23 protein-coding genes and 1 pseudogene are annotated in these 22292 nt (G+C 72.1%); 18 read left to right on the top strand and 6 right to left on the bottom strand.

Translation table 11 applies throughout. The annotated features are described in order from the left end of the window. Positions 1–100 precede the first annotated feature (100 nt). The 9 genes from ABKW26_RS03610 to ABKW26_RS03570 all read left to right on the top strand — a co-directional run bounded on the left by ABKW26_RS03610 (position 101) and on the right by ABKW26_RS03570 (position 10359). Positions 101–952, top strand: a complete 852-nt coding sequence (locus ABKW26_RS03610) for a sugar ABC transporter permease (protein WP_348591067.1) — start codon at positions 101–103, stop codon at positions 950–952. Next, on the top strand, positions 949–1770 hold the full coding sequence (locus tag ABKW26_RS03605; RefSeq protein ID WP_348591066.1) for a carbohydrate ABC transporter permease: 822 nt from the start codon (positions 949–951) through the stop codon (positions 1768–1770). Before ABKW26_RS03610 ends, ABKW26_RS03605 begins: the two co-directional genes overlap by 4 nt. A 64-nt stretch (positions 1771–1834) precedes the next feature. After that, positions 1835–2614 carry a glucosamine-6-phosphate deaminase gene (nagB, locus tag ABKW26_RS03600; RefSeq protein ID WP_348591065.1) on the top strand — a complete coding sequence of 260 codons (780 nt, stop codon included), beginning with the start codon at positions 1835–1837 and terminating at the stop codon, positions 2612–2614. Further along, the gene (locus ABKW26_RS03595) at positions 2599–3552 is read left to right on the top strand and encodes an ROK family protein (protein ID WP_348591064.1); all 954 of its coding nucleotides are present in this window, start codon (positions 2599–2601) and stop codon (positions 3550–3552) included. Before nagB ends, ABKW26_RS03595 begins: the two co-directional genes overlap by 16 nt. 243 nt (positions 3553–3795) lie before the next feature. Beyond that, positions 3796–5001 carry a LacI family DNA-binding transcriptional regulator gene (locus tag ABKW26_RS03590; protein WP_348591063.1) on the top strand — a complete coding sequence of 402 codons (1206 nt, stop codon included), beginning with the start codon at positions 3796–3798 and terminating at the stop codon, positions 4999–5001. Between the two features lies 1 nt (position 5002). Then, positions 5003–6331: an extracellular solute-binding protein gene (locus ABKW26_RS03585; RefSeq protein ID WP_348591062.1), complete on the top strand. Its 1329-nt coding sequence runs from the start codon at positions 5003–5005 to the stop codon at positions 6329–6331. 8 nt (positions 6332–6339) lie between these two features. After that, positions 6340–7281: a sugar ABC transporter permease gene (locus ABKW26_RS03580; RefSeq protein WP_348591061.1), complete on the top strand. Its 942-nt coding sequence runs from the start codon at positions 6340–6342 to the stop codon at positions 7279–7281. Then, entirely contained in the window at positions 7278–8177 is a 900-nt protein-coding gene (locus ABKW26_RS03575) for a carbohydrate ABC transporter permease (RefSeq protein ID WP_348591060.1), read from the top strand. The genes ABKW26_RS03580 and ABKW26_RS03575 overlap by 4 nt, the downstream gene beginning before the upstream one ends. A gap of 70 nt (positions 8178–8247) precedes the next feature. After that, a complete protein-coding gene (locus ABKW26_RS03570) occupies positions 8248–10359 on the top strand; it encodes a beta-galactosidase (RefSeq protein WP_348591059.1) in 2112 nt (703 codons plus the stop codon). Positions 10360–10380: 21 nt separating this feature from the next. Here the strand turns inward: ABKW26_RS03570 and ABKW26_RS03565 are convergent, their stop codons facing one another. Continuing rightward, on the bottom strand, positions 10381–10668 hold the full coding sequence (locus tag ABKW26_RS03565) for a DUF1905 domain-containing protein (protein WP_348591058.1): 288 nt from the start codon (positions 10666–10668) through the stop codon (positions 10381–10383). Between the two features lie 161 nt (positions 10669–10829). Here ABKW26_RS03565 and ABKW26_RS03560 point away from each other — a divergent pair, with 161 nt between their 5' ends. Together ABKW26_RS03560 and ABKW26_RS03555 are read left to right on the top strand one after the other, a co-directional pair. Continuing rightward, complete coding sequence (locus ABKW26_RS03560) at positions 10830–11498, top strand: hypothetical protein (RefSeq protein ID WP_348591057.1); 669 nt, start codon at positions 10830–10832, stop codon at positions 11496–11498. After that, positions 11488–11730 (top strand): helix-turn-helix transcriptional regulator, encoded by a 243-nt coding sequence (locus tag ABKW26_RS03555; protein ID WP_348591056.1) that lies wholly within the window; start codon positions 11488–11490, stop codon positions 11728–11730. The genes ABKW26_RS03560 and ABKW26_RS03555 overlap by 11 nt, the downstream gene beginning before the upstream one ends. Before the next feature lie 34 nt (positions 11731–11764). On the opposite strand, the gene ABKW26_RS03550 is transcribed toward ABKW26_RS03555, so the two are convergent. Continuing rightward, entirely contained in the window at positions 11765–12298 is a 534-nt protein-coding gene (locus ABKW26_RS03550; protein ID WP_348591055.1) for a VanZ family protein, read from the bottom strand. 315 nt (positions 12299–12613) lie between these two features. Between ABKW26_RS03550 and ABKW26_RS03545 the strand changes: the two genes are divergently transcribed. The 5 genes from ABKW26_RS03545 to ABKW26_RS03525 are packed head-to-tail and all read left to right on the top strand — an operon-like array spanning position 12614 to position 17334. Next, on the top strand, positions 12614–13582 hold the full coding sequence (locus tag ABKW26_RS03545) for an ATP-binding cassette domain-containing protein (RefSeq protein WP_348591054.1): 969 nt from the start codon (positions 12614–12616) through the stop codon (positions 13580–13582). Continuing rightward, entirely contained in the window at positions 13579–14466 is an 888-nt protein-coding gene (locus tag ABKW26_RS03540) for an ABC transporter permease subunit (RefSeq protein WP_348591053.1), read from the top strand. The genes ABKW26_RS03545 and ABKW26_RS03540 overlap by 4 nt, the downstream gene beginning before the upstream one ends. After that, on the top strand, positions 14463–15266 hold the full coding sequence (locus ABKW26_RS03535; RefSeq protein ID WP_348591052.1) for a hypothetical protein: 804 nt from the start codon (positions 14463–14465) through the stop codon (positions 15264–15266). The genes ABKW26_RS03540 and ABKW26_RS03535 overlap by 4 nt, the downstream gene beginning before the upstream one ends. 32 nt (positions 15267–15298) lie before the next feature. After that, positions 15299–16639 (top strand): histidine kinase, encoded by a 1341-nt coding sequence (locus ABKW26_RS03530; RefSeq protein WP_348591051.1) that lies wholly within the window; start codon positions 15299–15301, stop codon positions 16637–16639. Then, positions 16636–17334, top strand: coding sequence for a response regulator transcription factor (locus tag ABKW26_RS03525; protein ID WP_348591050.1), 699 nt, complete (start codon positions 16636–16638; stop codon positions 17332–17334). Before ABKW26_RS03530 ends, ABKW26_RS03525 begins: the two co-directional genes overlap by 4 nt. Before the next feature lie 54 nt (positions 17335–17388). Here the strand turns inward: ABKW26_RS03525 and ABKW26_RS03520 are convergent, their stop codons facing one another. After that, positions 17389–18012 (bottom strand): helix-turn-helix domain-containing protein, encoded by a 624-nt coding sequence (locus tag ABKW26_RS03520; RefSeq protein ID WP_348591049.1) that lies wholly within the window; start codon positions 18010–18012, stop codon positions 17389–17391. On the opposite strand from ABKW26_RS03520, the pseudogene ABKW26_RS03515 reads away from it, so the two are divergent. Continuing rightward, positions 18011–18871 (top strand): annotated as a pseudogene (locus ABKW26_RS03515) (DMT family transporter); the annotation flags it as partial. The gene ABKW26_RS03520 and the pseudogene ABKW26_RS03515 sit on opposite strands and share 2 nt — an antisense overlap. Positions 18872–19042: 171 nt before the next feature. Here the strand turns inward: ABKW26_RS03515 and ABKW26_RS03510 are convergent. Continuing rightward, a complete protein-coding gene (locus ABKW26_RS03510; protein WP_348591048.1) occupies positions 19043–19891 on the bottom strand; it encodes an alpha/beta hydrolase in 849 nt (282 codons plus the stop codon). Positions 19892–20007: 116 nt separating this feature from the next. Here ABKW26_RS03510 and ABKW26_RS03505 point away from each other — a divergent pair, with 116 nt between their 5' ends. Beyond that, positions 20008–20583: a TetR/AcrR family transcriptional regulator gene (locus ABKW26_RS03505; protein WP_348591047.1), complete on the top strand. Its 576-nt coding sequence runs from the start codon at positions 20008–20010 to the stop codon at positions 20581–20583. Here the strand turns inward: ABKW26_RS03505 and ABKW26_RS03500 are convergent. Further along, entirely contained in the window at positions 20543–21214 is a 672-nt protein-coding gene (locus ABKW26_RS03500) for a DUF6226 family protein (RefSeq protein ID WP_348591046.1), read from the bottom strand. The genes ABKW26_RS03505 and ABKW26_RS03500 overlap by 41 nt on opposite strands. 25 nt (positions 21215–21239) lie before the next feature. Then, positions 21240–21770 carry an SRPBCC domain-containing protein gene (locus ABKW26_RS03495; RefSeq protein ID WP_348591045.1) on the bottom strand — a complete coding sequence of 177 codons (531 nt, stop codon included), beginning with the start codon at positions 21768–21770 and terminating at the stop codon, positions 21240–21242. Positions 21771–22292: the final 522 nt, after the last annotated feature.

The raw sequence follows: 22292 nt of genomic DNA, 5'->3' as shown, positions 1-22292 counted from the left end.
CAGTACCCTCGGCGTCGCTCGCTCGACCGAGGCTCGCACGACGACGGCGGCCGCCAACCGCCGTCGTCGTGCCCTGGCGCCGTACCTGTTCCTCCTCCCCGTGGCGCTCGTCCTCCTGCTCGCGCTCGGCTACCCGCTCGTGCGCCAGCTCGTCATGTCCTTCCAGGAGTTCGGGCTCGCGCAGCAGTTCGGCGTGGCCGCCCCCGAGTGGGTGGGGCTCGCCAACTACCAGGCGCTCTTCGCCGACCCGGTCGTGTGGGGCGTCATCGCCCGCTCCATCGCCTTCTGCGCGGTCAACGCCGGGCTGACGATGATCCTCGGGACCGCCGTCGCGGTCCTCATGACCAAGCTCAGCGGACCCGTGCGGCTCATGCTCCAGACCGGCCTGCTCCTCGCGTGGGCGATGCCCGTCATCGCCGCCATGACCGTGTGGCAGTGGCTGTTCGACACCCAGTACGGCGTCATCAACTGGGCGCTCGTCCAGTCCGGCTTCGAGGGCTTCGCCGGCCACTCGTGGCTCCTCAACCCGCTGTCCTTCTACTTCGTCGCGACCGTCATCGTCGTGTGGATGAGCGTGCCCTTCGTCGCGTTCTCCCTCTACGCCGCCCTCACCCAGGTCTCCGACGAGGTCCTCGAGGCCGCACAGCTCGACGGTGCCGGCGGATGGCAGCGCTTCCGCCACATCCTCATCCCGACGATCATGCCGATCATCTACGTCGTCAGCCTCCTGCAGATCATCTGGGACCTGCGCGTCTTCGCGCAGATCTACTACCTCCAGGGCGCCGGCGGCCTGCGCAGCGAGACCGACCTCCTCGGCACGTACATCTACAACCTCGGCATCGGGCAGTCCAACTACGGCATGGCGTCCGCCGTCGCGACGTTCATGCTCCTGCTCACCCTCGCCCTGACCATCGGGTACGTCCGCAAGCTCGCCAACGAGGAGGACGCGTGACGCGCCATCGCTCGCTCTTCAACGTCCTCGGGGTGCTCGTCTGCCTCGTGTGGGTGTTCCCCGTCTACTGGATGGTCAACTCGGCCTTCCTGTCGCCCGAGCAGGTGCGCGCGTCGACGCCGACATTCGTGCCCTTCGGCGGCGACTTCTCAGCCTTCGGCCGCGTGTTCGACGCGAGCTTCGTCAGCTCGATGCGCCTGAGCCTCGTCGTGACGTTCCTCGTCGTGGCGATCGCGCTCGTCTTCGCGTTCCTCGCCGCGCTCGCCGTGAGCCGGTTCCGCTTCGCCGGGCGACGCGGCTTCATCCTCACGGTGCTCATCGTCCAGATGATCCCCGCCGAGGGGCTCTTCATCTCCCAGTACAAGATGCTGGAGTCATGGTCGCTCCTCAACTCCATCGCGGGCCTCTCGCTCGTGTACGTCGCGATGGTCCTCCCCTTCACGGTGTGGATGCTCCGCGGCTTCGTCGAGGGCATCCCGGTCGAGCTCGAGCAGGCTGCGATGATCGATGGTTGCGGCCGGACCAGGGCGTTCTTCGCCGTGACGTTCCCGCTGCTCGCACCGGGTCTCGTCGCGTCGGGCGTGTACGCGTTCCTCCAGTCGTGGAACGAGTTCACACTGGCCACGGTGGTCATGAGCCCGTCGAACCGGACCGTGCCGCTCTGGCTGCGCGGGCTCACCACGCAGTCGAACGCGGCCATCGACTGGCCGGGAGTCATGGCGGGCGCCCTGCTCGTCGCCGTGCCGGTCATCGTGTTCTTCGTCATCGTGCAGAACAAGATGACGTCCGGGCTCGTGGCCGGCGCGGTCAAGGGCTGAGCGGTCAGGGGTTGAGCGGCATGTCACGCGTGCACATCATCGAGTCGATCGGAAGGACAGCATCATGGAGGTCGTGATCAGGGGCACGACGGCGGAGCTCGGCGCGCTGGCAGCCGACTCGGTCGAGCACCTCGTCAGGACGCACGACGCGCCGGTCCTCGGGCTGGCGACGGGCTCGTCGCCCCTGCCGATCTATGCCGAGCTCATCCGCCGGCACGAGGCCGGGTTGAGCTTCGCGCACGTCCGCGCGTTCTCGCTCGACGAGTACGTGGGCCTGCCGCTCGGCCACCCCGAGTCGTACCGGGAGGTGATCCGGCGCGAGCTCACCGCGCAGCTCGACATCCTCGACGAGAACGTCCAGGGCCCCGACGGCGCGAGCGACGACATCGCCGGCGCTGGTCCGCGGTACGACGCGGCGATCCGCGACGCCGGAGGGGTGGACCTGCAGATCCTCGGGATCGGCAGCGACGGGCACCTCGCGTTCAACGAGCCGGGCTCGTCCCTCGCGTCGCGCACCCGCGTGAAGACCCTCACGCAGCAGACGCGCGAGGACAACGCGCGCTTCTTCGACTCAGCCGACGAGGTGCCGCACCACGTCCTCACCCAGGGCCTCGGGACGGTCCTCGAGGCCCGGCACCTCGTGCTCATCGCCGCCGGCGAGAGCAAGGCCGAGGCGGTCGCCGCGATGATCGAGGGACCGCTGAGCTCCTTCTGCCCCGCGTCGGTGGTCCAGCTCCACCCGCACGTCACCGTGCTGCTCGACGACGCGGCCGCGTCCCGTCTGCGCCTCGCCGACTACTACCGGTACGCGTACGACAACAAGCCCGCGTGGCAGGGTCTGTGAGCGGGGCTCTCGTCCTCGCGCTCGACGTCGGGGGGACGAACATGCGCGGCGAGGTGCTCGACTCGCGCCTCGGCGCACCCGTGGCGAGCCTCTCGCTCCCCACCCCGGAGCGCGACGGCGAGGCGACCCTCTCGGCCATCGAGATCCTCTGCCGCCGGTTGCTCGACGAGCTGACGCCCGCGCAGCGCGACCGCGTCGAGGTCGTGGGGCTCGGCGTGCCCGGGATCGTCGACCCCGTCAAGGGCGTGGTGCGGCTCGCGGGGAACCTCGGCTGGGTCAACATGCCGGTGGCCGCGCGGCTCACCGAGCGGCTCGACCTGCCCGTCCTCGTCCACCACGACGTCACCGCAGCCGGGCTCGCCGAGCAGGTGCTCGGAGCCGGGTCCGGGGTCGAGGACCTGCTCGCCGTCTTCATCGGGACGGGGATCGCCGCGACCATCGTCGTCGGCGGGAAGGCCGTGGCCGGCGGGTTGCACCAGGCCGGGGAGATCGGGCACGTGCCCATCACGCCCGACGGGCTGCTCTGCCCGTGCGGACAGCGCGGCTGCCTCGAGATGTACTCCTCGGCGCGCGCGATCGGGCGGGCGTACGGCGAGGTGACCGGGAACCCGGACGCGACGTCGCTCGACGTGGTCAACGCTCTCGGTTCTGATTCGCGTGCCGATGCCGTGTGGTCCGACGCGCTCGACGCCCTCGCGCACGGGCTGCTCGGGGCGATCACCCTGCTGTCGCCGTCCCGGGTGGTCGTCGGTGGCGGGCTCTCGGGGGCCGGGTCCGTTCTCGTGGAACCGCTCCGGGCTCGGCTGGTGGCGCGTGCGCGGGTCGCCGCGATCCCCCCGATCGTCACCGCCCGGCTCGGTCAGCGCGCCGGAGTGCTCGGGGCGGCGCTCGCGACGTTCCGCCAGCTCGCCGTGACCCCGGAGCGCCTCCCGGCCTGAGCCGTCTGCTCCGGAGTCCGGTGTGGGCTGCCCACCGGCCCACCGGCCCACCGGCTCGACGGGGCGTGCGCTCGAGGATGGAACGTCGGCTCCGGCGCACGCTCCGTCCTCAAGAGCACGCCTCGTCCTCCCGGTGTGCGTGCGCGGTGCTGTTCGGGGGACGGACTCGCTCTTGACTACGTAGTCAGGGTGTGTGACTCTCGTCTCCTGACTACGTAGTCAACGGGTGGCAAAGGAGCCAGGATGACCGAGAGAGCATCGTCTCAGGGCGTACAGCCTGAGAGTGCGCAGCCCCAGAGCGCGCAGGCACCGGGTGAGCAGGTTCCGAGCACGCCGGCACAGCGCACGCAGCGTGGCGCACCGCGCCCCCCGGCGATGACCGACGTGGCCCGCGCCGCCAACGTCTCCCAGAAGACGGTCTCGCGCGTCGTCAACGGCGAGCCCAACGTCTCCGACGAGGTCCGCGCCCGCGTGCAGGCCGCGATCGACGAGCTCGGCTTCCGGCCGAACGGCGCTGCCCGCGCCCTCGTCACCGCGCGGAGCCGCGTCATCGGCTTCGTCTCCACCGGCAGCACCCTCTTCGGTCCCACCTCGATGGCGGTCGGCGTCGAGCAGGCCGCTCGGGATGCCGGGTACACCGTCGCCGTGGTCCACACCCGCAGCGGTGACCCGCTCGACATCGGCGAGGCGCTCGACGAGCTCGCCTCGCGCGGGGTCGACGGCATCGTCGTCTCCGAGCCGGCCGACTCCCTCCGACCCGTGCGGCACACGCCGCCGGGCGTGCCCGTCCTCGCGCTCGAGCACCGCCCCGAGGCGAACGACGACTGGATCCTCGTCGGAGCCGACGACCGCCAGGGTGCGCGCGCCGCGACAGAGCACCTGCTCGCGCTCGGCCACCGGACGGTCTGGCACGTCGGCGGCCCCGAGGGCTGGGGAACCACCCACAACCGGCGCAGCGGCTGGCAGGACGCCCTCGAGGAGTCCGGCTGCGCGGTCCCGGAGGTCGTCCACGGTGACTGGACGGTCGGCTCCGGCTACGAGGCCGGCGTGCTCCTCGCGTCGCGCCCCGACGTCACCGCCGTCTTCGTCGCGAACGACGACATGGCGATCGGCCTCGTCCGCGCCTTCGAGCGCGGGGGGCTCGACGTGCCCGGTGACGTGAGCGTCGTCGGCTTCGACGACATCGCCGTCGCGTCCTACCTCCACGTCCCGCTCACCACTGTGCGCCAGGACTTCGGCGAGATCGCCCGTCAAGGGATGCGCCGCCTGCTCGCAGAGATCGAGGGGCGTCCCGTGGCGTCCCGCCGCTCGGCCGTGCAGGTCACCCTCGTCGTGCGCGAGTCCACGGCGCCTCCGCACCCGGACCGAACGCCCGTGCACCGGGCGCCCCAGGCGCCCACCCCGGTACCCGACCTCGACCCGGTCCCCGACCACGACGAGGAGAGCTGACATGGCACTGACCCGCCGCGAGCTGCTCCGCGGAGCGCTCCTCCTCGGTTCCGCCGCTGCCATCGGCACGACGGCCGGCTGCGCCCCGGGCGCCTCGACCACTCCGATCACGTCCGGACCCGTCGACCTGCTCCTGTGGACGCACGACGAGGGCTACATGAAGTTCTTCGAGGGCTCCCTCGACCTCGCCGCGTCCCTCACGCCCTACGAGTACTCGCTGCGCTCCACACGCATCGGGGCCACCGACCTCGTGACCAAGCTCATCGCGCAGGCTGTCGCCGGCCAGGGAACGCCCGACATCGCGGGCCTCGAGCTCGGCAACTTCGCACGCCTCCTGCGCGGCGAGCTCGCCCCCGAGCTCCTCGCCCCGCTCGACGACGCGGTCGCCGACGTCCGCGACGACCTCATCGAGGCGCGCTTGGCCCCCTTCACGCACGACGGGTCGCTCTACGCGCTCGACTCGGACGTGCCGATGGTCGTCTACTACCGCCGCGACGATCTCTTCGCCGAGCTCGGCGTCCCCACGGAAGCGGACTCCTGGGAGGACTTCGCGTCCTTCGGCAAGGGCTTCTACGAGAAGACCGGCCGGTCCCTCGGCGCGGTGGCGACAGGGACGGACCTCGGCCAGGTCATGCAGATCTTCTGGATGCTCCTCCTCCAGCGCGGCGGAGGCCTCTTCGACGCCGACGGCGAGCTCGCCATCGAGACGCCCGAGGCGGAAGAGGTCCTCACCTTCCTCGTCGACGGCGTGCAGTCCGGCTTCCTCACGACGGTGTCCGACTTCTACGGTCCCTCGATGCAGACCGCCCTCAAGGACGGCACCGTCATCGGCTTGTGGATGGCCAACTGGTACGAGGCCTACGGGCTCAAGCCCAACGTGCCCGAGCAGGCCGGGTCGTGGCGCATCGGCCCCCTGCCCCCGTTTCAGGGCGGCGGCGGACGCACGAGCGTCGGCGGCGGCACGGGTTTCGCCGCGATCAGCGGCTCGGTGAAGACCGACGCCGCGACGGGCCTCGTCACGGCCGCGTACCTCGAGCCGGAGCAGCAGGTCCGCCGCTTCACCGAGCTCGGGTACCTCCCGACCCGCCGGTCGGTCTACGCCGACGAGCGGCTGCTCGCCTCCGAGGACGAGTACCTCGGTGGCCAGCGCGCCTTCGAGGTCTTCGCGTCCCTCGTCGACGACGCCCCGCCCGTCTACCTCAGCGCGGACATCCTCATCCTCCAGACGGCGCTCTCGGGCGCCCTCGTCGACGCGTACCGCGGACGCAAGCGCCCCTCCGAGGCGCTGTCCGACGCCGCCGCGACCTTCCGCAGCCAGGCCTCTCGATAGGTATCGACATGACCACCACGACCACCAGCGGCGCCGTCGCCGCACCACCGCAGGCTGCCCGTGCCCGCACGGGCGGCGTCTCCGCCGCCACGCAGCGCGCGCCGTACCTCTTCATCGCGCCGTTCTACGTCCTCTACGTCCTGTTCATGATCGTGCCCGTGGGCGCCGCCATCTACCTCAGCCTCACCTCGTGGGTGGGGCTCGGGACGCCGACGTTCGTGGGCCTCGACAACTACTCCGGGCTGCTCACGGACTCGAGCTTCTGGACCGCTGCCGGAAACTCCGGCATCTACGTGGCGTTCTCGCTCCTGGTCATCGTGCCGTGCTCCCTGCTCATCGCGCAGGCGCTCAACACCAAGGGCCTGCGCGCCAGGGATCTCTTCCGGGTGACCTTCTTCGTTCCTATGGTCGTCTCGCCGATCGTCGTCGCGCTGATCTTCTCGATGATGCTCGACCGCGAGTACGGGCTGGTCAACAGCATGCTCTACTCGCTCTTCGGGGTTCCCGGCATCGACTGGCTCTCCGACCCCGAGTGGGCCAAGGTCTCCGTGAGCTTCGTGCTCCTGTGGCGTTGGGTCGGGTACCTGACGATCTTCTTCCTCGCAGGCCTGCAGGCTGTGCCGCGCGAGCTCTACGAGGCCGCCGAGCTCGACGGCGCCGGGGCGGTCCGGAAGTTCACCACCGTGACGCTCCCGTCCATCAAGCCCGTCACCGCGTTCGTCGTCGTCACGTCGTTCATCTCCGCCGCCCAGCTCTTCGACGAGCCGTACCTGCTCACCAAGGGTGGACCCGGGGAGGCGACCCTGTCGGTCGCGATGTTCATCTACCGCGCCGCCTTCGAGCGGCAGCAGTTCGGGTACGCCGCCGCCGCGGGTGTCTTCCTCTTCGTCATCGTGTTCGCCGTCAGCCAGCTGCTCAACCGGGCGCTGCAGATCGGGAGGGCCTCATGAGCGCCACGACCGTCACCACGCCGTCCGCCGGCGCTCCTGCCGCACCCCGTGGCCGCACGACCAAGGCTCCGAGCCGCCTCACCCCGAGCCGGGCGGCGCTCTACTGCCTCCTCGTCGTGCTTCTCGCGATCTTCGTCCTCCCGATGCTCTTCGCGGTCTCCGGCTCGTTCAAGCCGCGGGCTGACATCTTCGGCGAGCCGCTCCGGCTCATCCCGTCGACGGCGACGCTCGAGAACTACCGCAGCCTGCTCTCGAGCCAGCCGTTCTGGAGCTGGTTCGGCATGAGCGTCGGCGTCGCGACGGTGGCCACGGTCGTCTCCGTGTTCGTCTGCGCGCTCGCCGGCTTCGCGTTCGCCAAGTACCGCTTCCGGGGCAAGCAGCTGCTCTTCACCATCATGTTCAGCTCGCTGTCGGTGCCGTTCGCGGTGATCCTCGTCCCGCTCTTCGTCCTCCTCGTCAAGACGGGCCTCGGCTCGCCGTACTTCGCGCTCATCATCCCGTGGGTGGCGCCCGCGTTCGGGATCTTCATGATGCAGCAGTACATCGTCCAGTCGATCCCGGACGAGATCCTCGAGGCGGCCCGCATCGACGGCTGCACCGAGTTCGGCATCTTCCTGCGCGTGGTCCTGCCGCTCCTGCGTCCCTCGCTCGGCGCGCTCGGCGTGTGGAGCTTCCTCCAGTCGTACAACAGCTTCCTCTGGCCGCTCGTCATCGTCTCCGACGTCACCAACTACACGCTCCCGCTGGGCCTCAACATCCTCTACGCCTCGGAGAACCGCGCGTTCGACCTCGTCCTGCCGGGCGCTGTCCTCGCGTCGGTGCCGATGCTCATCGTCTTCCTCGTGCTGCGCAAGCAGCTCCTCGAGGGACTCTCCGCCGGGGCCGTCAAGGGTTGACCAGCCCGCCCCCAGATCTCGCGGCCGGTCGCCGCACCGCACCTGAGCCACCTGCAACCCGAAGGACACCATGACCCACCAGCACACCGACCGCGTCCTGTTCGGCGCCGCCTACTACCTCGAGTACCAGCGCTCGCCGCGTCTCGACGTCGACCTCGACCGCATGGTCGAGGCCGGGTTCACCCTCATCCGGGTGGGCGAGTCGGTGTGGTCGACGTGGGAGCCGGAGGACGGGGTCTTCGACCTCGACTGGCTCCAGCCGGTCCTCGACGGCGCCCACGCGCGGGGGATCTCGGTGATCCTCGGGACGCCCACGTACGCGGTGCCGATGTGGCTCGCACGCAAGCACCCGGAGATCGCCGGCGAGCGGAAGACGGGCCAGCCGTCCGGCTGGGGCGCGCGCCAGGAGGCCGACTTCAGCCACCCCACGTTCCGGTTCTACGCCGAGCGCGTGGTGCGCCGCGTCGTCGAGCGCTACGCGGACCACCCCGCCGTCGTGGGCTTCCAGGTCGACAACGAGCCCGGCAACGAGCTCTTCCACAACCACAGCGTGTTCCAGCGCTTCGTCGACGAGCTGCGCCACGAGTACGGCACGGTCGAGCGCCTCAACGCCGAGTGGGGACTGACCTACTGGTCGCACCGCCTCTCCACGTGGGCGGACCTCTGGACGTCCGACAACAACGCGCAGCCGCAGTACGACCTCGCGTGGCGCCGCTTCCAGGCACGCCTGACGACGGAGATGATCGGCTGGCAGGCCGACGTCGTGCGGGAGTACGCGCGCCCCGACCAGCTCGTCACCACGTGCATGGCCTACGACCGTCCTGCCCTCGAGGACGACGCGGTCGCCGCCGTCCTCGACGTCACGGCCGGCAACCCGTACTACCGGATGCAGGACCACCTCGCGCTGCCCGACCAGGCCGACCCGGACACCACCCAGCAGTGGTTCACCACCGGCACGTGGAGCGTCTACCGCACGGCGGACCGCATGTACTCCTCGCGCCAGGAGCCGTTCCTCGTCACGGAGACCGCCGCGTCCTCCATCTGGGGATCGAGCCTCAACGAGACGCCGTACGACGGCCAGATCCGTCAGGCCGCCTGGGCCCTCGTCTCCCGCGGGGCGAGCGCCATCGAGTACTGGCACTGGCACTCCCTGCCCTACGGCACGGAGACCTACTGGGGCGGCGTCCTGCCGCACAGCAACGAGCCCGGCCGCGTCTACCGCCAGGTCGCCGCGCTCGGGGCCGACCTCGCGGCCGCCGGCGAGGCCGTCGTCGGCCTCGTCCCCGAGGCGGACCTCGGCATCCTCTACGCCAACGACTCCAAGTGGGCCCTGGCCTTCCAGCCGCCCTTCGGCGGCACCCAGCCGGACGACCGCTCCTACGAGAAGATCGTCGACGCCTGGTACCGGGCCGCCTTCGACGCCCGCCGCCAGGCCCGCGTCATCCACCCACGCCACCTCTTCGCCCGCACGCCCGCCGACGTGGTCGCCGAGCTTCCCGCGCTCGTCGTCCCCGGCTTCTACGTCGCGTCCGACGAGCAGCTCGACTGGCTCCGCGACTACGCCGCCGCGGGCGGGCACCTCGTCCTCGGCATCCGCTCCGCGTACGCCGACACCGAGGCCCGCGCGCGCGACGACCGCCAGCCCGCCCGCCTCGCCGAGGCCGCCGGCGTCTCCTACGACGAGTTCTCGACCGTCGGAGCCCTGCCCGTGCGTGGCTCGGACGGCCTCTCGCTGCCCGACGGCGCGACCGCCACGCGCTGGGTCGACGGCCTCGTCGCCGACGACGGCACCGACGTCCTCGCCACCTACGACCACCCGCACTTCGGCCGCTGGCCGCTCGCGACCACGCGCGTGCACGGCGACGGACGGATCACCGTCGTCGGCACGCAGCCCTCGCCCGCGCTCGGCGAGGCGCTCGTGCGCTGGGTCGTGCCGGTCGCGCTCGCGGACCCGTGGATCGCCGGGGTCGACCGCCCGGAGTCGGTGACGGTCACCGGTGGGAACGGGGCCGAGGGGCGCGGGACGGTGCGCTTCGTCCACAACTGGTCGTGGGAGCCCGCGACGCTCACGCTCCCGGTCGCGGCCGAGGACCTGCTCGCGGACGGTCGCCCGGTGCTCGGGGCCGGGACCGAGATCGCCCTCGGACCGTGGGACGTGCGGGTGCTGCGCGAGCAGGGCTAGCGGACGGGGTGGGTGGTCGCATCAGGTCAGCCGCTCGGTCAGGTGGACGGTGACGTCGTCGCCGACATCCTTGCCGAGCTTCTTCCGGAGCTTCGCGCTGATCGAGAGCATGTGACCGCCCGCCCCAGTCGGCATGAGCCCGAGGGTCAGCGGCTCGTCGTCGACCGTCGCGACGACCTTGATCGCCTTGCCGGTGCCGAACAGCTCCACCGAGCCCGGGACCTCGACGCAGGACCACACGTCACCCTTGACCTCGAGCCCGATGGGGGCGGTAAACCTGACGTCGATCGGACCTGGACCGGTGCTCATGACGACGACCTCTCGCGGGGTGGTGGTGAGTGTGGCGGCGATCCGACTCAACCACACACGCGACGTCCGTGTCTCCGGCGCGAGCCCTTGCGTGTCGAGGTGATCGACCTCTAGGTTTATCGATCTCGATAACATCGGCATCGATAAGCCAGGGGGAAGCCATGGAGACGACCATCGACACGGACGAGGACGTCCGCGCGACCCCACGGCGGAGTATGCGGATCGCGCTCAGATCGGCGTCGGTCGCTCTGGTCGCGGCCGGCAGCATCGCCCTGGCGGACGGGCTGGCGCAGATGTGGTCCCGCGGGATCACGGCCCGTTACCTCCTCACGATCGGCGGAGGGGACCCGCGTCAACCGGCTGACGCCCTTCCGCAGTTCCTCCAGCTCATCAACCTGAACGAGGACGTCCTCTACCTCGAGGACCTCCCTCTCGGGGTCCGGCTGCTGTGCATGTCGCCCGCGCTGGTCGCAGGGAGCACGGCGTTCGTCGCGTCGCTGTTCGTCGTCCGGCTCGTGCGCGCCGTCGCTCGAGGCGATGCCTTCGGGCGCCGGCCGCGTCGCGCGCTCGGCGTCGCGGGGATCACCTGCCTGGCCGGCGGGCTGCTCCAGGGCCTGCTCGACACGGCGGCGGTCGCGCGCCTCGTCGCGCTCACCGGGCAGAGCCTCGATGCCGACGGCACGATGCTGTCCGACGTCTACCGGGTCGTGAGCCTCGAGGTCCCGCACTGGCCCGTCCAGACCATCCTCGTCGGGGCCGTCGGCTGCATCCTGCTCCTCGCCTTCCGGGCGGGCGCCGAGCTCCAGGAGGAGGCCGCGGGTGTCGTCTGACCCACCCGCCGACGTGGTGTGCCGGCTCGACGCGCTCCTCACCGAGCGGGGGATGACCCTGACCGAGCTCTCCCGGCGCACCGGGATCACCATGGCGAACCTGTCGATCCTCAAGAACAACAAGGCGAAAGCCGTCCGGATCTCGACGCTCCGGGCTTTGTGCGACGTGCTCGACGTGACTCCGGGGGACATCTTCGTCGTCGCGGACGGGACGGGGCGGCGCGGCGCCTAGGTCGGAGCTCGTCGCGCAGCTGCATCGTCGCGGGCTACGACGGACGCCGACCTGCCCGCTCGGCATCGCGGGGCGCGTCTCCACCGTCACGCCCCGCCCGTCGGTCAGCCAGCAACAGCCCGAGCGACGCGAGCGCCGCACCGAGCCCGGCGCCGACCGTGTTCGCCACCCAGTCGGTCGACGTGCAGGAACGGCCGATCATCGGGAGACCGAGCTGGAGCAGCTCGATGAGCAGGGACGCACCGGTGCCGATGGCGAACGCCGACCACGGCCGCCGGGTCGCGGCGGTCAGGGCGAGGGTCAGGGGGACGAACAGGATGATGTTGGCCAGCGGCTCCACCCGGAGGAGATCCCGCGGTGCGAAGGCGAGCTCGCACATCATGTCGGCTCTCGGCGCAGCGGGCAGAAGGGTGAGCGCTGCCAGCAGGACGCCGGACACGAGCACGAGCCCCCACGCGGCGCGGGGCCGCGTCCGCAGCCAGCCCGCCGTCGTGGGGGCGGCGAGCAGCAGGACGACGATGCAGGCTCGGGCGAGCTCGGGGTACTGAGCGAGGAGGGAGGCGGCCATCCCCGGCTACTCCGCCGGAGCGGCGTCACGAGATCGCCAGCGGAGCAGGAGCCCTGCGGATGCCCTCGGCAGGTCCGACGCCTGCTCTCGCGTCTGGGAGTGTCTCATCCCTCGACTGTACCGAGGGCGCCCGTCGCGGCGAGAACGCCCTCGCAGCGCGCAGCACCTACGGCTGACCGGCTCATCCTCGAGGAGGAGGCGAACCCACCGCGGATCTCGGCCGCCGGGAGGTCCTCGCGCCCGGGTGCTCTCCGTAGCGTCGACGGCGGACGGGTCGGCACCATGTGACGGCCCGCCGCCGACGACGGGAGAGTCATGATCGAGGTAGAAGCGTTGACGAAGCGCTACGGGACCACCACGGCGGTGGACGGGCTGAGCTTCACGGCCCGCCCCGGCACCGTGACCGGGTTCCTCGGCCCCAACGGTGCCGGGAAGTCGACGACGATGCGCGTGATCGTGGGGCTCGAGCGCCCCACGGCGGGCACCGCGACCGTCGGTGGGATGCGCTACGCCGACCTGCCCGCGCCGCTGCACGCGGTGGGCGTCATGCTCGACGCCCGCTCCGTGCACCCAGGGCGCACGGCGGTCAAGCACCTCCTCGCCCACGCGCGGACACACGGCATCGGGCGCGCCCGCGTCGACGAGGTCATCGCGATGACCGGCCTGGAGTCGGTCGCCCGCCGCCGGGCCGGGACCTTCTCGCTCGGCATGGGACAGCGGCTCGGCATCGCGACGGCGCTGCTCGGCGACCCTGAGACGCTCATCCTCGACGAGCCGGTCAACGGCCTCGACCCGGACGGCGTGCTCTGGGTCCGCAGGCTCGTCCGCGACCTCGCGGCCGAGGGACGGACGGTCCTCCTCTCGTCCCACCTCATGCACGAGCTCGCGCTGTGCGCCGACAGGGTCGTCATCATCGGCCGCGGCCGCCTGCTGGCCGACGCGACGGTGCAGGAGATCGTGGACCGCTCCGAGCGCGCCGGCACCGTCCGCGTGAGGACGGCGAGCCCGGAGGTGCTCGCGCGGGCGCTGCTCGCGCTCGGCGCCGACGTCGCGCCGCAGGGTCCCGGCGTGCTCCACGTGCGTGGGACGACGGTCGACGAGGTCGGCGCCGCCGCCGGACGCTGCGGGGCCACCGTGCTCGAGCTCTCGACCGAGGGCGGATCCCTCGAGGAGGCCTACCTCCAGCTCACCGCGGACTCCGTCGAGTACCACGGCCGCGCCGGCGACCAGCACCACGGCCGCTCCACCGCCGACGTCTCGGCCCCCATCGGAGGCTCCCGATGACGGCTCCCGCCGCACTCTCCGCCCGCGCACGAGGCCGTGACGCTGCCGCCGTGCACCGTGGTCCGACGTTCCCTCGCGTCGTCGCCTCGGAGTGGACCAAGGTGCTCAGCCTGCGCTCGACCGCCTGGATCGCGATCGTCACCGTCGTGGTGTCGTGGGTCGTCACGTACCTCTCCGCGAACGCCTCGTCCGGGGACCCGGGCTTCGACCCGTCGGCCTCGCTGCCCGACGGGCTCGCACTCTCCCAGATCGGCACCCTCGTCCTCGGTGTCCTCGTCGGGACGGGTGAGTTCCGCACCGGGGCGTTCCGGACGACGTTCACGGCGGTCCCGCGCCGGCTGTCCGTCCTCGCCGCCCGGACTGTCGTGGTGGCGGTCGTCGGTGCGCTCGTCGCGGCTCTGGCCCTCGTCGCCGCCGTCCTCGGCGTCCTGCCCGCGGCACGCTCCCGAGACATCCCGCTCGACCTCACCGCGGACTGGACGCCCCAGATGCTCCTCGGGTCCGCCCTCATGCTCCTCGGCATGGCGGTGCTCGGCCTCGCGATCGGGTCGCTCCTGCGGCGCACCGTGCCGGCGATGACGCTCGCGCTCGCGCTCGTCTTCGTCGTGCCAGTCGCGCTCAGCCTGGCGTCCGAGCTCGTCGCGGGACCGCCGACGGGGCCGGCGCCCGTCGAGACGGACGTGGTCGAGCTCGACCCGGTGAGCACCGCCGTCGCGCTCCTGCCCGGCGACGCCGCGTTCCGCATGACGACGGACCCCGAGGCCGGCGGCGTCGACGGTGCTCCTGACCTCGGTCCGGTCGGCGGCGGGCTCGTCTTCGGCGCGTGGATCCTCCTACCGCTCGTCGCGGCCGGCGTCCGCCTGCGCACCCGGGACGTGACGTGAGGCCGGCCCGGGCGGTCAGCCTCCCGCGGGTCCTCGCGTCGGAGTGGACCAAGGTCACGAGCGTCGGCTCCACGGTGTGGACGGCTCTCGGTGTGGTGCTCACGGCTGCGGGCGTCGCGGTCGGGCTCGGGATGTTCGTGCGCGTCGGAGACGGCACGAGCGGGGTGTCGCTCGTCGTCTCCGGGGTGGTCGTCGCCCAGCTCGCGGCCCTCGTGCTCGGTGTGCTCGTCGGGACCGCCGACTACGCGACGGGCTCGTCGACCACCACCTACACGGCCGTCCCGCGGCGCCTGCCCGTGCTCGCCGCGCAGACGCTGCTCACGGCCGCCGTCGCGGTCGTCACCGCGGTCGTCGCTCTCGGAGCGGCCGTCCTCGTGACCGTCGCGCAGCGGGACGCCACCGGCCTCGCGCTCCTCGAGACGGACGGCTCGTCGCGAGCCCTCGTGGGGTTCGTGGCGTACCTGACGGCCGTCGCTCTGCTCGGTCTCGCAGCGGGTGCGCTCCTGCGCAGCCCGGCCGCGGCGCTCGTCGGCGGCGTGGTGCTCCTCGTCGTGCTCGACCAGGTCCTCGCCGCCAACCCGGGACGCGTCGCCGACACGGCACGCGCGCTCCTGCCCGGGGTCGGCGCCCGCCTGGTGCGCGACGACGCCCAGCTTGCCTCAGTCGAGGCGGCGAGCCTCGGCCCGCACCTCGGGGCGTGGGGCGCGGGCCTCGTCCTCGCGGCCTGGGTGCTCGGGCTGCTCGTCGTCGCCGCGGTCCGGCTGCGCACCGACGACGTGCTCACGGGGGTGCGCCGGTGAGGGGAGCCGTCGACGGTGAGAGGGTAGGCCACATGCCCGCGCACCCTTCCGGCCGCCGTCGCCCGTGGATGGTCCACGCCGTGACCGGTGCGGTCGTCCTGCTGCTCGGCTGCGTCACGGCGGCGCTCGCGTGGTCGACCGTCGACGGCATCATCCGCCTCGGCATGTTCCCTCCCGGTGCGTCGCAGCTGTGGACGGTGCCCACGGCGTGGCTCGTCGGGACCGTGCTCGGAGCCGCTCTGCTGACGGCTCGGCGGGCACGGCCCCTCGCGGTCGTCGTGGCGCTCACCGTCCTCGGTATCCTCTCGATCGTCCTCACGGGCGTCCTCGGGATCCTCGGCGTCTGCCTCGCGATCGCCCTCTACTCCGTCGCGACCGAACGCTCCGCGCCCGTCACGTGGGGGACGGGGGCGGTCGTGCTCTGCGTGCTCGCGTTCGTGTCCTGGAACTGGCAGGACATCGGTGTCGGCGAGATCCTCCTCTGGGGCAACATGCCGCTGCCGGCCGACGCCGAGCCTGCTCGCCAGCTTGCCGAGCCGGAGTTCTCCCCGGGCCGGCGGTCCGCGTCGGCGACGCTCCTCCTCGTGCTCCTCCTCGGCGCGGTCGCCGCCGGCTCGGCCGTGCGGGCCAGGCGGCTCGACGCGCAGGCGGGCGTGGACCGCGAGGCGGCGGCGGCGCGGGACCACGAGGCGAGCGCCGCGCTCGGCCGCGCCTCGGAGCGAGGCCGCATCGCCCGCGAGATGCACGACATCGTCGCGCACAGCGTGTCCGTGATGATCGCCCTGTCCGACGGGGCGGGCGCCGCGCTGGACCGTGCTCCCGACCGCTCGCGCGAGGCGCTCCTCGAGCTCTCCCGGACCGGGCGGGCGGCGCTGGCCGACATGCAGCGGGTCCTCGGGGTGTTCGACCCCTCGGACGAGGACGCATCGGGGGCCGAACGGACGACGCCGACGGAGACCGACCTGCGGACGATCGTCGACCGGTACCGCGCCGCGGGTCTCCCGCTCACCGCGACCGGCCTCGACGTGGTGCTCCCGGCGGACACCTCGGTGCGCCTCGCGCTCGTGCGCATCGTCTCCGAGGCGCTGACGAACGTCCTCCGGCACGCCCCCGGCACCGCATCCGTCGAGGTCCGCGTCCGGCGCACCGCGTCCGTCGTCGAGGTCGAGGTGCTCGACGACGGCGGCACGCGACCGGTGGTGGGCGGTGGGACGGGTCGAGGTGTCTCCGGCATGCGTGAGCGCGCCGCGCTCCTCGGCGGCCGGGTCGACGTGGGCCCCCGGCACGACGGAGGATGGCGCGTGCACGTCGTGCTGCCCTGCGACGGCGACCTCGACGAACGCGACGACGACGGAGACGGAGGCGACCGATGACGACCGTGCTCCTCGTGGACGACCAGGCGCTCCTGCGCATGGGCCTGCGCCTCGTCATCGAGTCCGAGACCGATCTCGAGGTCGTCGGGGAGGCGTCCGACGGGGCGGTCGCGGTGGAACAGGTCGCCGCGCTGCACCCGGACGTCGTGCTCATGGACATCCGCATGCCTGGCACGGACGGCATCGAGGCCACCCGGCGCGTCGTCGCGGAGCACCCCGCGACGCGGGTGCTCGTGCTGACCACGTTCGACGTCGACGAGGCGGCCTTCGCAGCGCTGCGCGCGGGAGCCAGCGGCTTCCTCCTCAAGAACTCCCGGCCGGAGGAGCTCGTCGAGGCGATCCGGACCGTGGCGTCGGGGAGCTCGGTCGTCGCGCCGCGGATCGTGCGCCGCATGCTCGACCTGTTCGCCCCGCACCTGCCCGACGGCGCGGCCACCGACGGCGCGGCCACCGACGCCGACGGTCCGGACGTGCTCGACCCGCTCCTGCGCACGCTCACCCCGCGTGAGCTCGACGTGCTGCGCTGTGTCGCGGAAGGGCTGTCGAACGCCGAGATCGCGGAACGTCTCGTGCTGTCCTCGACGACGGTGAAGACCCATGTGGGCAACATGCTGGCCAAGCTCGGCGTGCGGGACCGGGTGCAGGCCGTGATCCTCGCGTACGAGAGAGGTCTCGTCGGGTCGCGTCGGGCGTGAGGCTGGAGCTCCGGCCGTGCGCGCCCTCCTCTTCCGTCACCCGACGACGGCCGCTCACGAGGTCGGGGAGCTCCTGGCGATCGTCGCTCCCGACGCCGCGAGCAGCGACGACGCCGCGTCCCGCGCGGCGGCGAACGGTTCGGCGAAGGTGTCCATCCCGACCGTCACGAGGCCGCCTTCGTAGAGGAGCATGAGCGTCCTGGCCGCCCGGTCGGCACCGGCGACGCCCGCCTCCAGGCAGAGCTGCTCGAAGACGTCGTGCATCCATCGCTTCTGGCGGGTGGTCTCGACGGCGACCGGATCGTCGGGGTCGCTCGTCTCCGCGTGGGCGTTGATGGCGCTGCAGCCCTTGGCGCTGTTCTCGACGGCCCACCGACCGGAGACGTCGAACACCGCGAGGATGCGGTCCACGCTGCCCTCCTGCTCGCGCTCGAGCTCGCGCTCCAGGTGCTCGCGCCAGCGGGCGTCACGCCTGCGGAGGTAGGCGACGGCCAGCGCCTCCTTCGACCCGAAGCGGTCGTAGAGCGTCTTCTTGGTGACCCCCGCGGCGGCGGCGATGGCGTCGACGCCGACCGCGTGGATCCCCTCGCGGTAGAAGAGGTCGGACGCCGCGGCCAGGAGCTGCTCGGCACCGGGCGTGTAGCGCGGCATCTCCTCGGGCTGGTTCGTGGTCCGCATGCGATCGACTATACCGCTCTGTATAGTCGACGTCATGAGTACACCGATCGGTATACCCCAGCGTCTGCTGCTCGTCGGCGCGTCGGTCGCCTTCGTCCTGACCTGGAGCTCCGGATTCGTCATCGCGAAGGTCGGCACGGACACCGCACCGGTCCTCACCGTGCTCTTCTGGCGGTACGTCGTCGGGGCGATCCTCCTGGCCTGCACGGTGGCGCTCAGGCGCCGGGCGCAGCCCGTCCGCATGCCGCTCTGGCACGACGTGCGACCGCACCTCGGCATCGGCCTCTTCGCCCAGCTCGGCTACGTCCTGCCGATCTACATGGCGGTCGGCGCCGGGGTCGCCGTCGGCACGACCGCGCTCATCGACGCTGTCCAGCCGCTGCTCGTCGCGACGTTGGTCGGCCCCCTCCTCGGGCTGCGGGTCCGGGCGCTGCAGTGGGTCGGCCTGGTGCTCGGAGCTGTCGGGGTCGTCCTCGTCGTCATGGCGGACGCCTCGGCGTCCGTGTCGCCGACCCCCGCCTACCTGCTGCCGGCGGCCGCGCTGGCCAGCCTCGTCACCGCGACGTTCCTCGACCGCCGGACCAGCGCCCGGCTCGGCGTCTTCGCGACGCTCGCCACCCATGCCGCCGTCACGCTGCTGGCCGTGACGGTCCTCGCGGCGGCCGCCGGGGCCCTCGTCCCGCCGACCACCGTGAGCTTCTGGGCCTCGACCGTGCTCATCGCCGTGTTCCCGACGCTCGTCGCCTACGCGCTCTACTGGTACCTGCTGCGCCGCCTCGGTATCACGGTGCTCAACGCGCTGCTCTACCTCGTGGCCCCGACCACCGCGGTCGCCGGCGCCCTGCTCTTCGGGGACCCGTTCACGCCGGCCACGGTCGCGGGCCTCCTGCTCGGCGCGGTCGCGGTAGGGCTGGTCGTCGCGCCGCCGCGTTCGACAGGGCGTGCTCTCGAGGGCGGGGCGTCGGCTGCAGAGCACGTCCCGTCCGCAAGAGCACGCCCTGCACGCCCCGTCGGGCGACGGGCGGTTGGGTCAGCGGGCCAGCAGGGCCTTCAGGGCGGCGTTGACCTCGTCGGCGTGGGTCCACAGGAGGCCGTGCGGGGCGCCCTCGACCTCGACGTACGTCGCCTCGGGGAAGTACTCGGCGAACGGGCGTCCGGTCGAGTCGATCGGGAGGATGCGGTCGCCCGTGCCGTGGAGGATGAGCGTGGGCAGCCCGGCCGTGCGGACGGCCGCGACGTCGGCCCGGAAGTCCGTGAGCCACGAGGGGACCACGGCGTAGGCGGCATCGGGGGCGCTCGCGGCTGCGGTGGCCCAGCTCGCACGGACGGCCTCCTCGCTGATGCGGGACCCGAGGTTCTCGTCGAGGTTGTAGAAGTCGGCGAAGAAGTTCGTGAACCAGGCGAAGCGGTCGGCGCGGGCCGTCTGGGCGATGCCGTCGAAGACGGACTGCGGGACGCCGGTGGGGTTGTCGTCCGTCTGGAGCAGGAAGGGCTCGAGGGAGGCGAGGAAGCCGAGCCGGCTCAGGCGCTCGGTGCCGTAGGTGCCGACGTAGCGGGCGACCTCGCCGGTGCCCATCGAGAACCCGACGAGGGTGACGTCATGGAGGTCGAGGGTCTCGAGGAGCGCGTGGAGGTCCGCGGCGAACGTGTCGTAGTCGTAACCGGTGGCCGGGTGGCTGGACTTCCCGAAGCCGCGGCGGTCGTAGGCGACGACACGGTGGCCGGCGTCGAGGAGTGCGCGCGTCTGACGCTCCCAGGATCGACCGTCGAGCGGGTAGCCGTGGATGAGGACGACGGGGGCGGCGTCGGCGGGGCCGTGGTCCTCGTAGTAGATGTCGATGCTGGCGGAGTTCTCGGTCCCGGTGGTGACGTACGGCATGTGTCTGCTCCTGTCCGATCGAGAGGAGAGCGGTCGTTCTCCCCGATGTCGACTACACTAGAGAACGAGCGTTCTCCCCGCAACCCCCAGTTTGGTGAATGGTGAAAGAAGTCCTCATGACCGAGCCGAGCATCCGCGACACCGTCGTCGCGACAGCCGACGACCTCTTCTACTCCCGCGGTGTCCAGGCGGTGGGCATGGACGAGCTCCGCACCGGAGCCGGGGTCTCCCTCAAGCGTCTCTACCGCGAGTTCCCGTCCAAGGACGCGATCGTCCTCGCCGTCCTCGAGCGGCGCGCGCACTCCTGGCAGGAGTGCCTCTCCCGCGAGGTAGACGCGGCACCGACGCCCCGCGAGAAGCTCCTCGCCATCTACGACTACCTCGTCGGATGGACCGGCGAGGACACGTTCCGTGGCTGCGGCTTCATCAACACCTTCGGCGAGCTCGGCTCCGTGAACCCGGACGTCGCCGAGGCGGTGCGTGCCCACAAGGAGGGCTTCGCCGACTACGTCGCAGGCCTCGCGGCCGACGTGGGTCTCGATCCGGGCGTCGCACCGCAGCTCGTCCTCCTCGCCGAGGGCGTCCAGACCATGGCCGCCATCACGCACGACGCCACCTGGGCGGCGACCGCGCGCGCGGGCGCCACCACGCTCATCGACGCCGGGCTGGCCACGGCTTCCAGCCGTCGCTGAGCCGCGCGAGCCGGCGACGCGCAGCGCGGGCGCGGCGGACGGGGTCCGGGCCACCGACGAATCCGCCGCCGCCGTTCTCCGCGCCGTCGGCGGAGAGGACGCGGTAGGTCACCGCCGTCCGGACCCACGGCGGGCCCGGCATCCAGCGCCGCGCGACGGTCTCGACGAACCGTCCCTCGACGACCGCGAGCACGTCGCTCTCCATCTCGCCCGCGAGGAGGAGGACGTCGTCGTCGCACGCGTCGCAGCCGCAGTCCGGGTAGGGGAAGTCCTGCAGCGCACCGGCGTGGACGACGACGTGCGGGAAGCTCGTCAGCACCACGGTGAGCGGCGCGGCGTCCGGGTCCGAGGGTGTGATCCGGACGGCTCGCACGGCGTCGGCCTGCGAATGGAGCAGGTCGGCGGCGTGCGCGAGATCGTCGCTCGCCTCTGCGTCGTACTCGCTCACGAGGTGGTCGACGAGCGCCTGCGCCACCTCGTGCAGCGGGGCGAACCGCTCCGGGTGCATCGTCGTGCTGTACGCCTCGCCCGGTGCCTCGTCCTCCCACCGGTCCCCGTAGGGGATCGGAGCCCCGGCCGCGTCGCGATAGACCGGTGCCGGGGTCAGTGCGGGTCGGGAGTAGGGCGTCATCGCGCCACTCTAGGGGGTGTGCGCCTCAGGCGAGCGAGGCCTCGTATCGAGCCTTGAGGGCTTCCCAGCCGTAGTCCAGCGCCCGGGAGCCGACGACCCGCTCGACGTCGTGCCCGTCGAGAACCGCGTCGAGGACCGCGAGGCAGATGTGCCAGCCCGCTGCGAGGGCACCGTCGTCGGCGCGCTTGTCGAACGTGTGCTCCAGGGCGAGGCGCGCGCCGCCCGCGGCGGGCTCGAGCGTCCAGCGCAGGATCTGGTCCCCGCACCGGTGGACGAGCTCCCTCGGCGCGTCGCAGACGAGGACCTCCGCGTCGACGCCTGGGTCGGTCGGGTGCTGGCGGCACGTCGCGGGCCCGGTGGAGGTGAGCGGTCGGTCGGGGACGACCGGTGACCAGCGGTCCACGTGCTCCGGGTCGACGAGCATCGGCCAGACGGCGTCGACCGGCTGCGGCAGCACGCGGTGCATGAACAGCACCCAGCGACCTCCCTCGTTCGTGAGCGTCGCCTCGACGGGCGTCGACTCGATCCGGTCCGTGATGAGCGGCGATTCGTCCATGCATCCAGCATGCCTTCTCTGCGAGACTTGGCGAGCGCGCTCGCGGCAGTCAGGAGAGTCGTGGCGTCGGCGTCGGCGTCAGCCATCGGAGAGGACCTGACCATGGACGACCCTGGCGTGCGGCCGACGCCGAGCTCCCCGCCCCGGCAGTTCCCGCCCCGGCAGTTCCCGCCCGGACGGCACCCGACCGAACAGCCCGCGAGCGGTGGCGTGCCCTGCACATCGTGTGGAAGTGGGTCGTCGTCGGGGCTGTCGTGCCGAGCGCACTGTGGGCCGGGGTCGTCGTCGTCGGCGCCTTTGTCACCGGCCTCGAGGCGATGGTCCAGGGGATCGGCTACCTGTTCCTCCTCGTCATCATGGTCGGCCCGCCCGGTGCGCTGGTCGGCCTTGTGCTCGGGCTCGTGGACCACCGTCTCGGGCACGCCGTCGAGCGGCGTCCGCGGAGCCGGCGCGCGGTTGCAGGCGCGACCGTCGCGATGTTCCTCGTCATCGCCGCCGCCATCCGGGTGCTCATGCTGTTCA

The organism is Sanguibacter sp. 25GB23B1, from assembly GCF_040012415.1.
Classification (GTDB): Bacteria; Actinomycetota; Actinomycetes; order Actinomycetales; family Cellulomonadaceae; genus Sanguibacter.
Note: the sequence above shows the minus strand (reverse complement) of the source record. Positions and strands in the feature narration are given on the sequence as shown.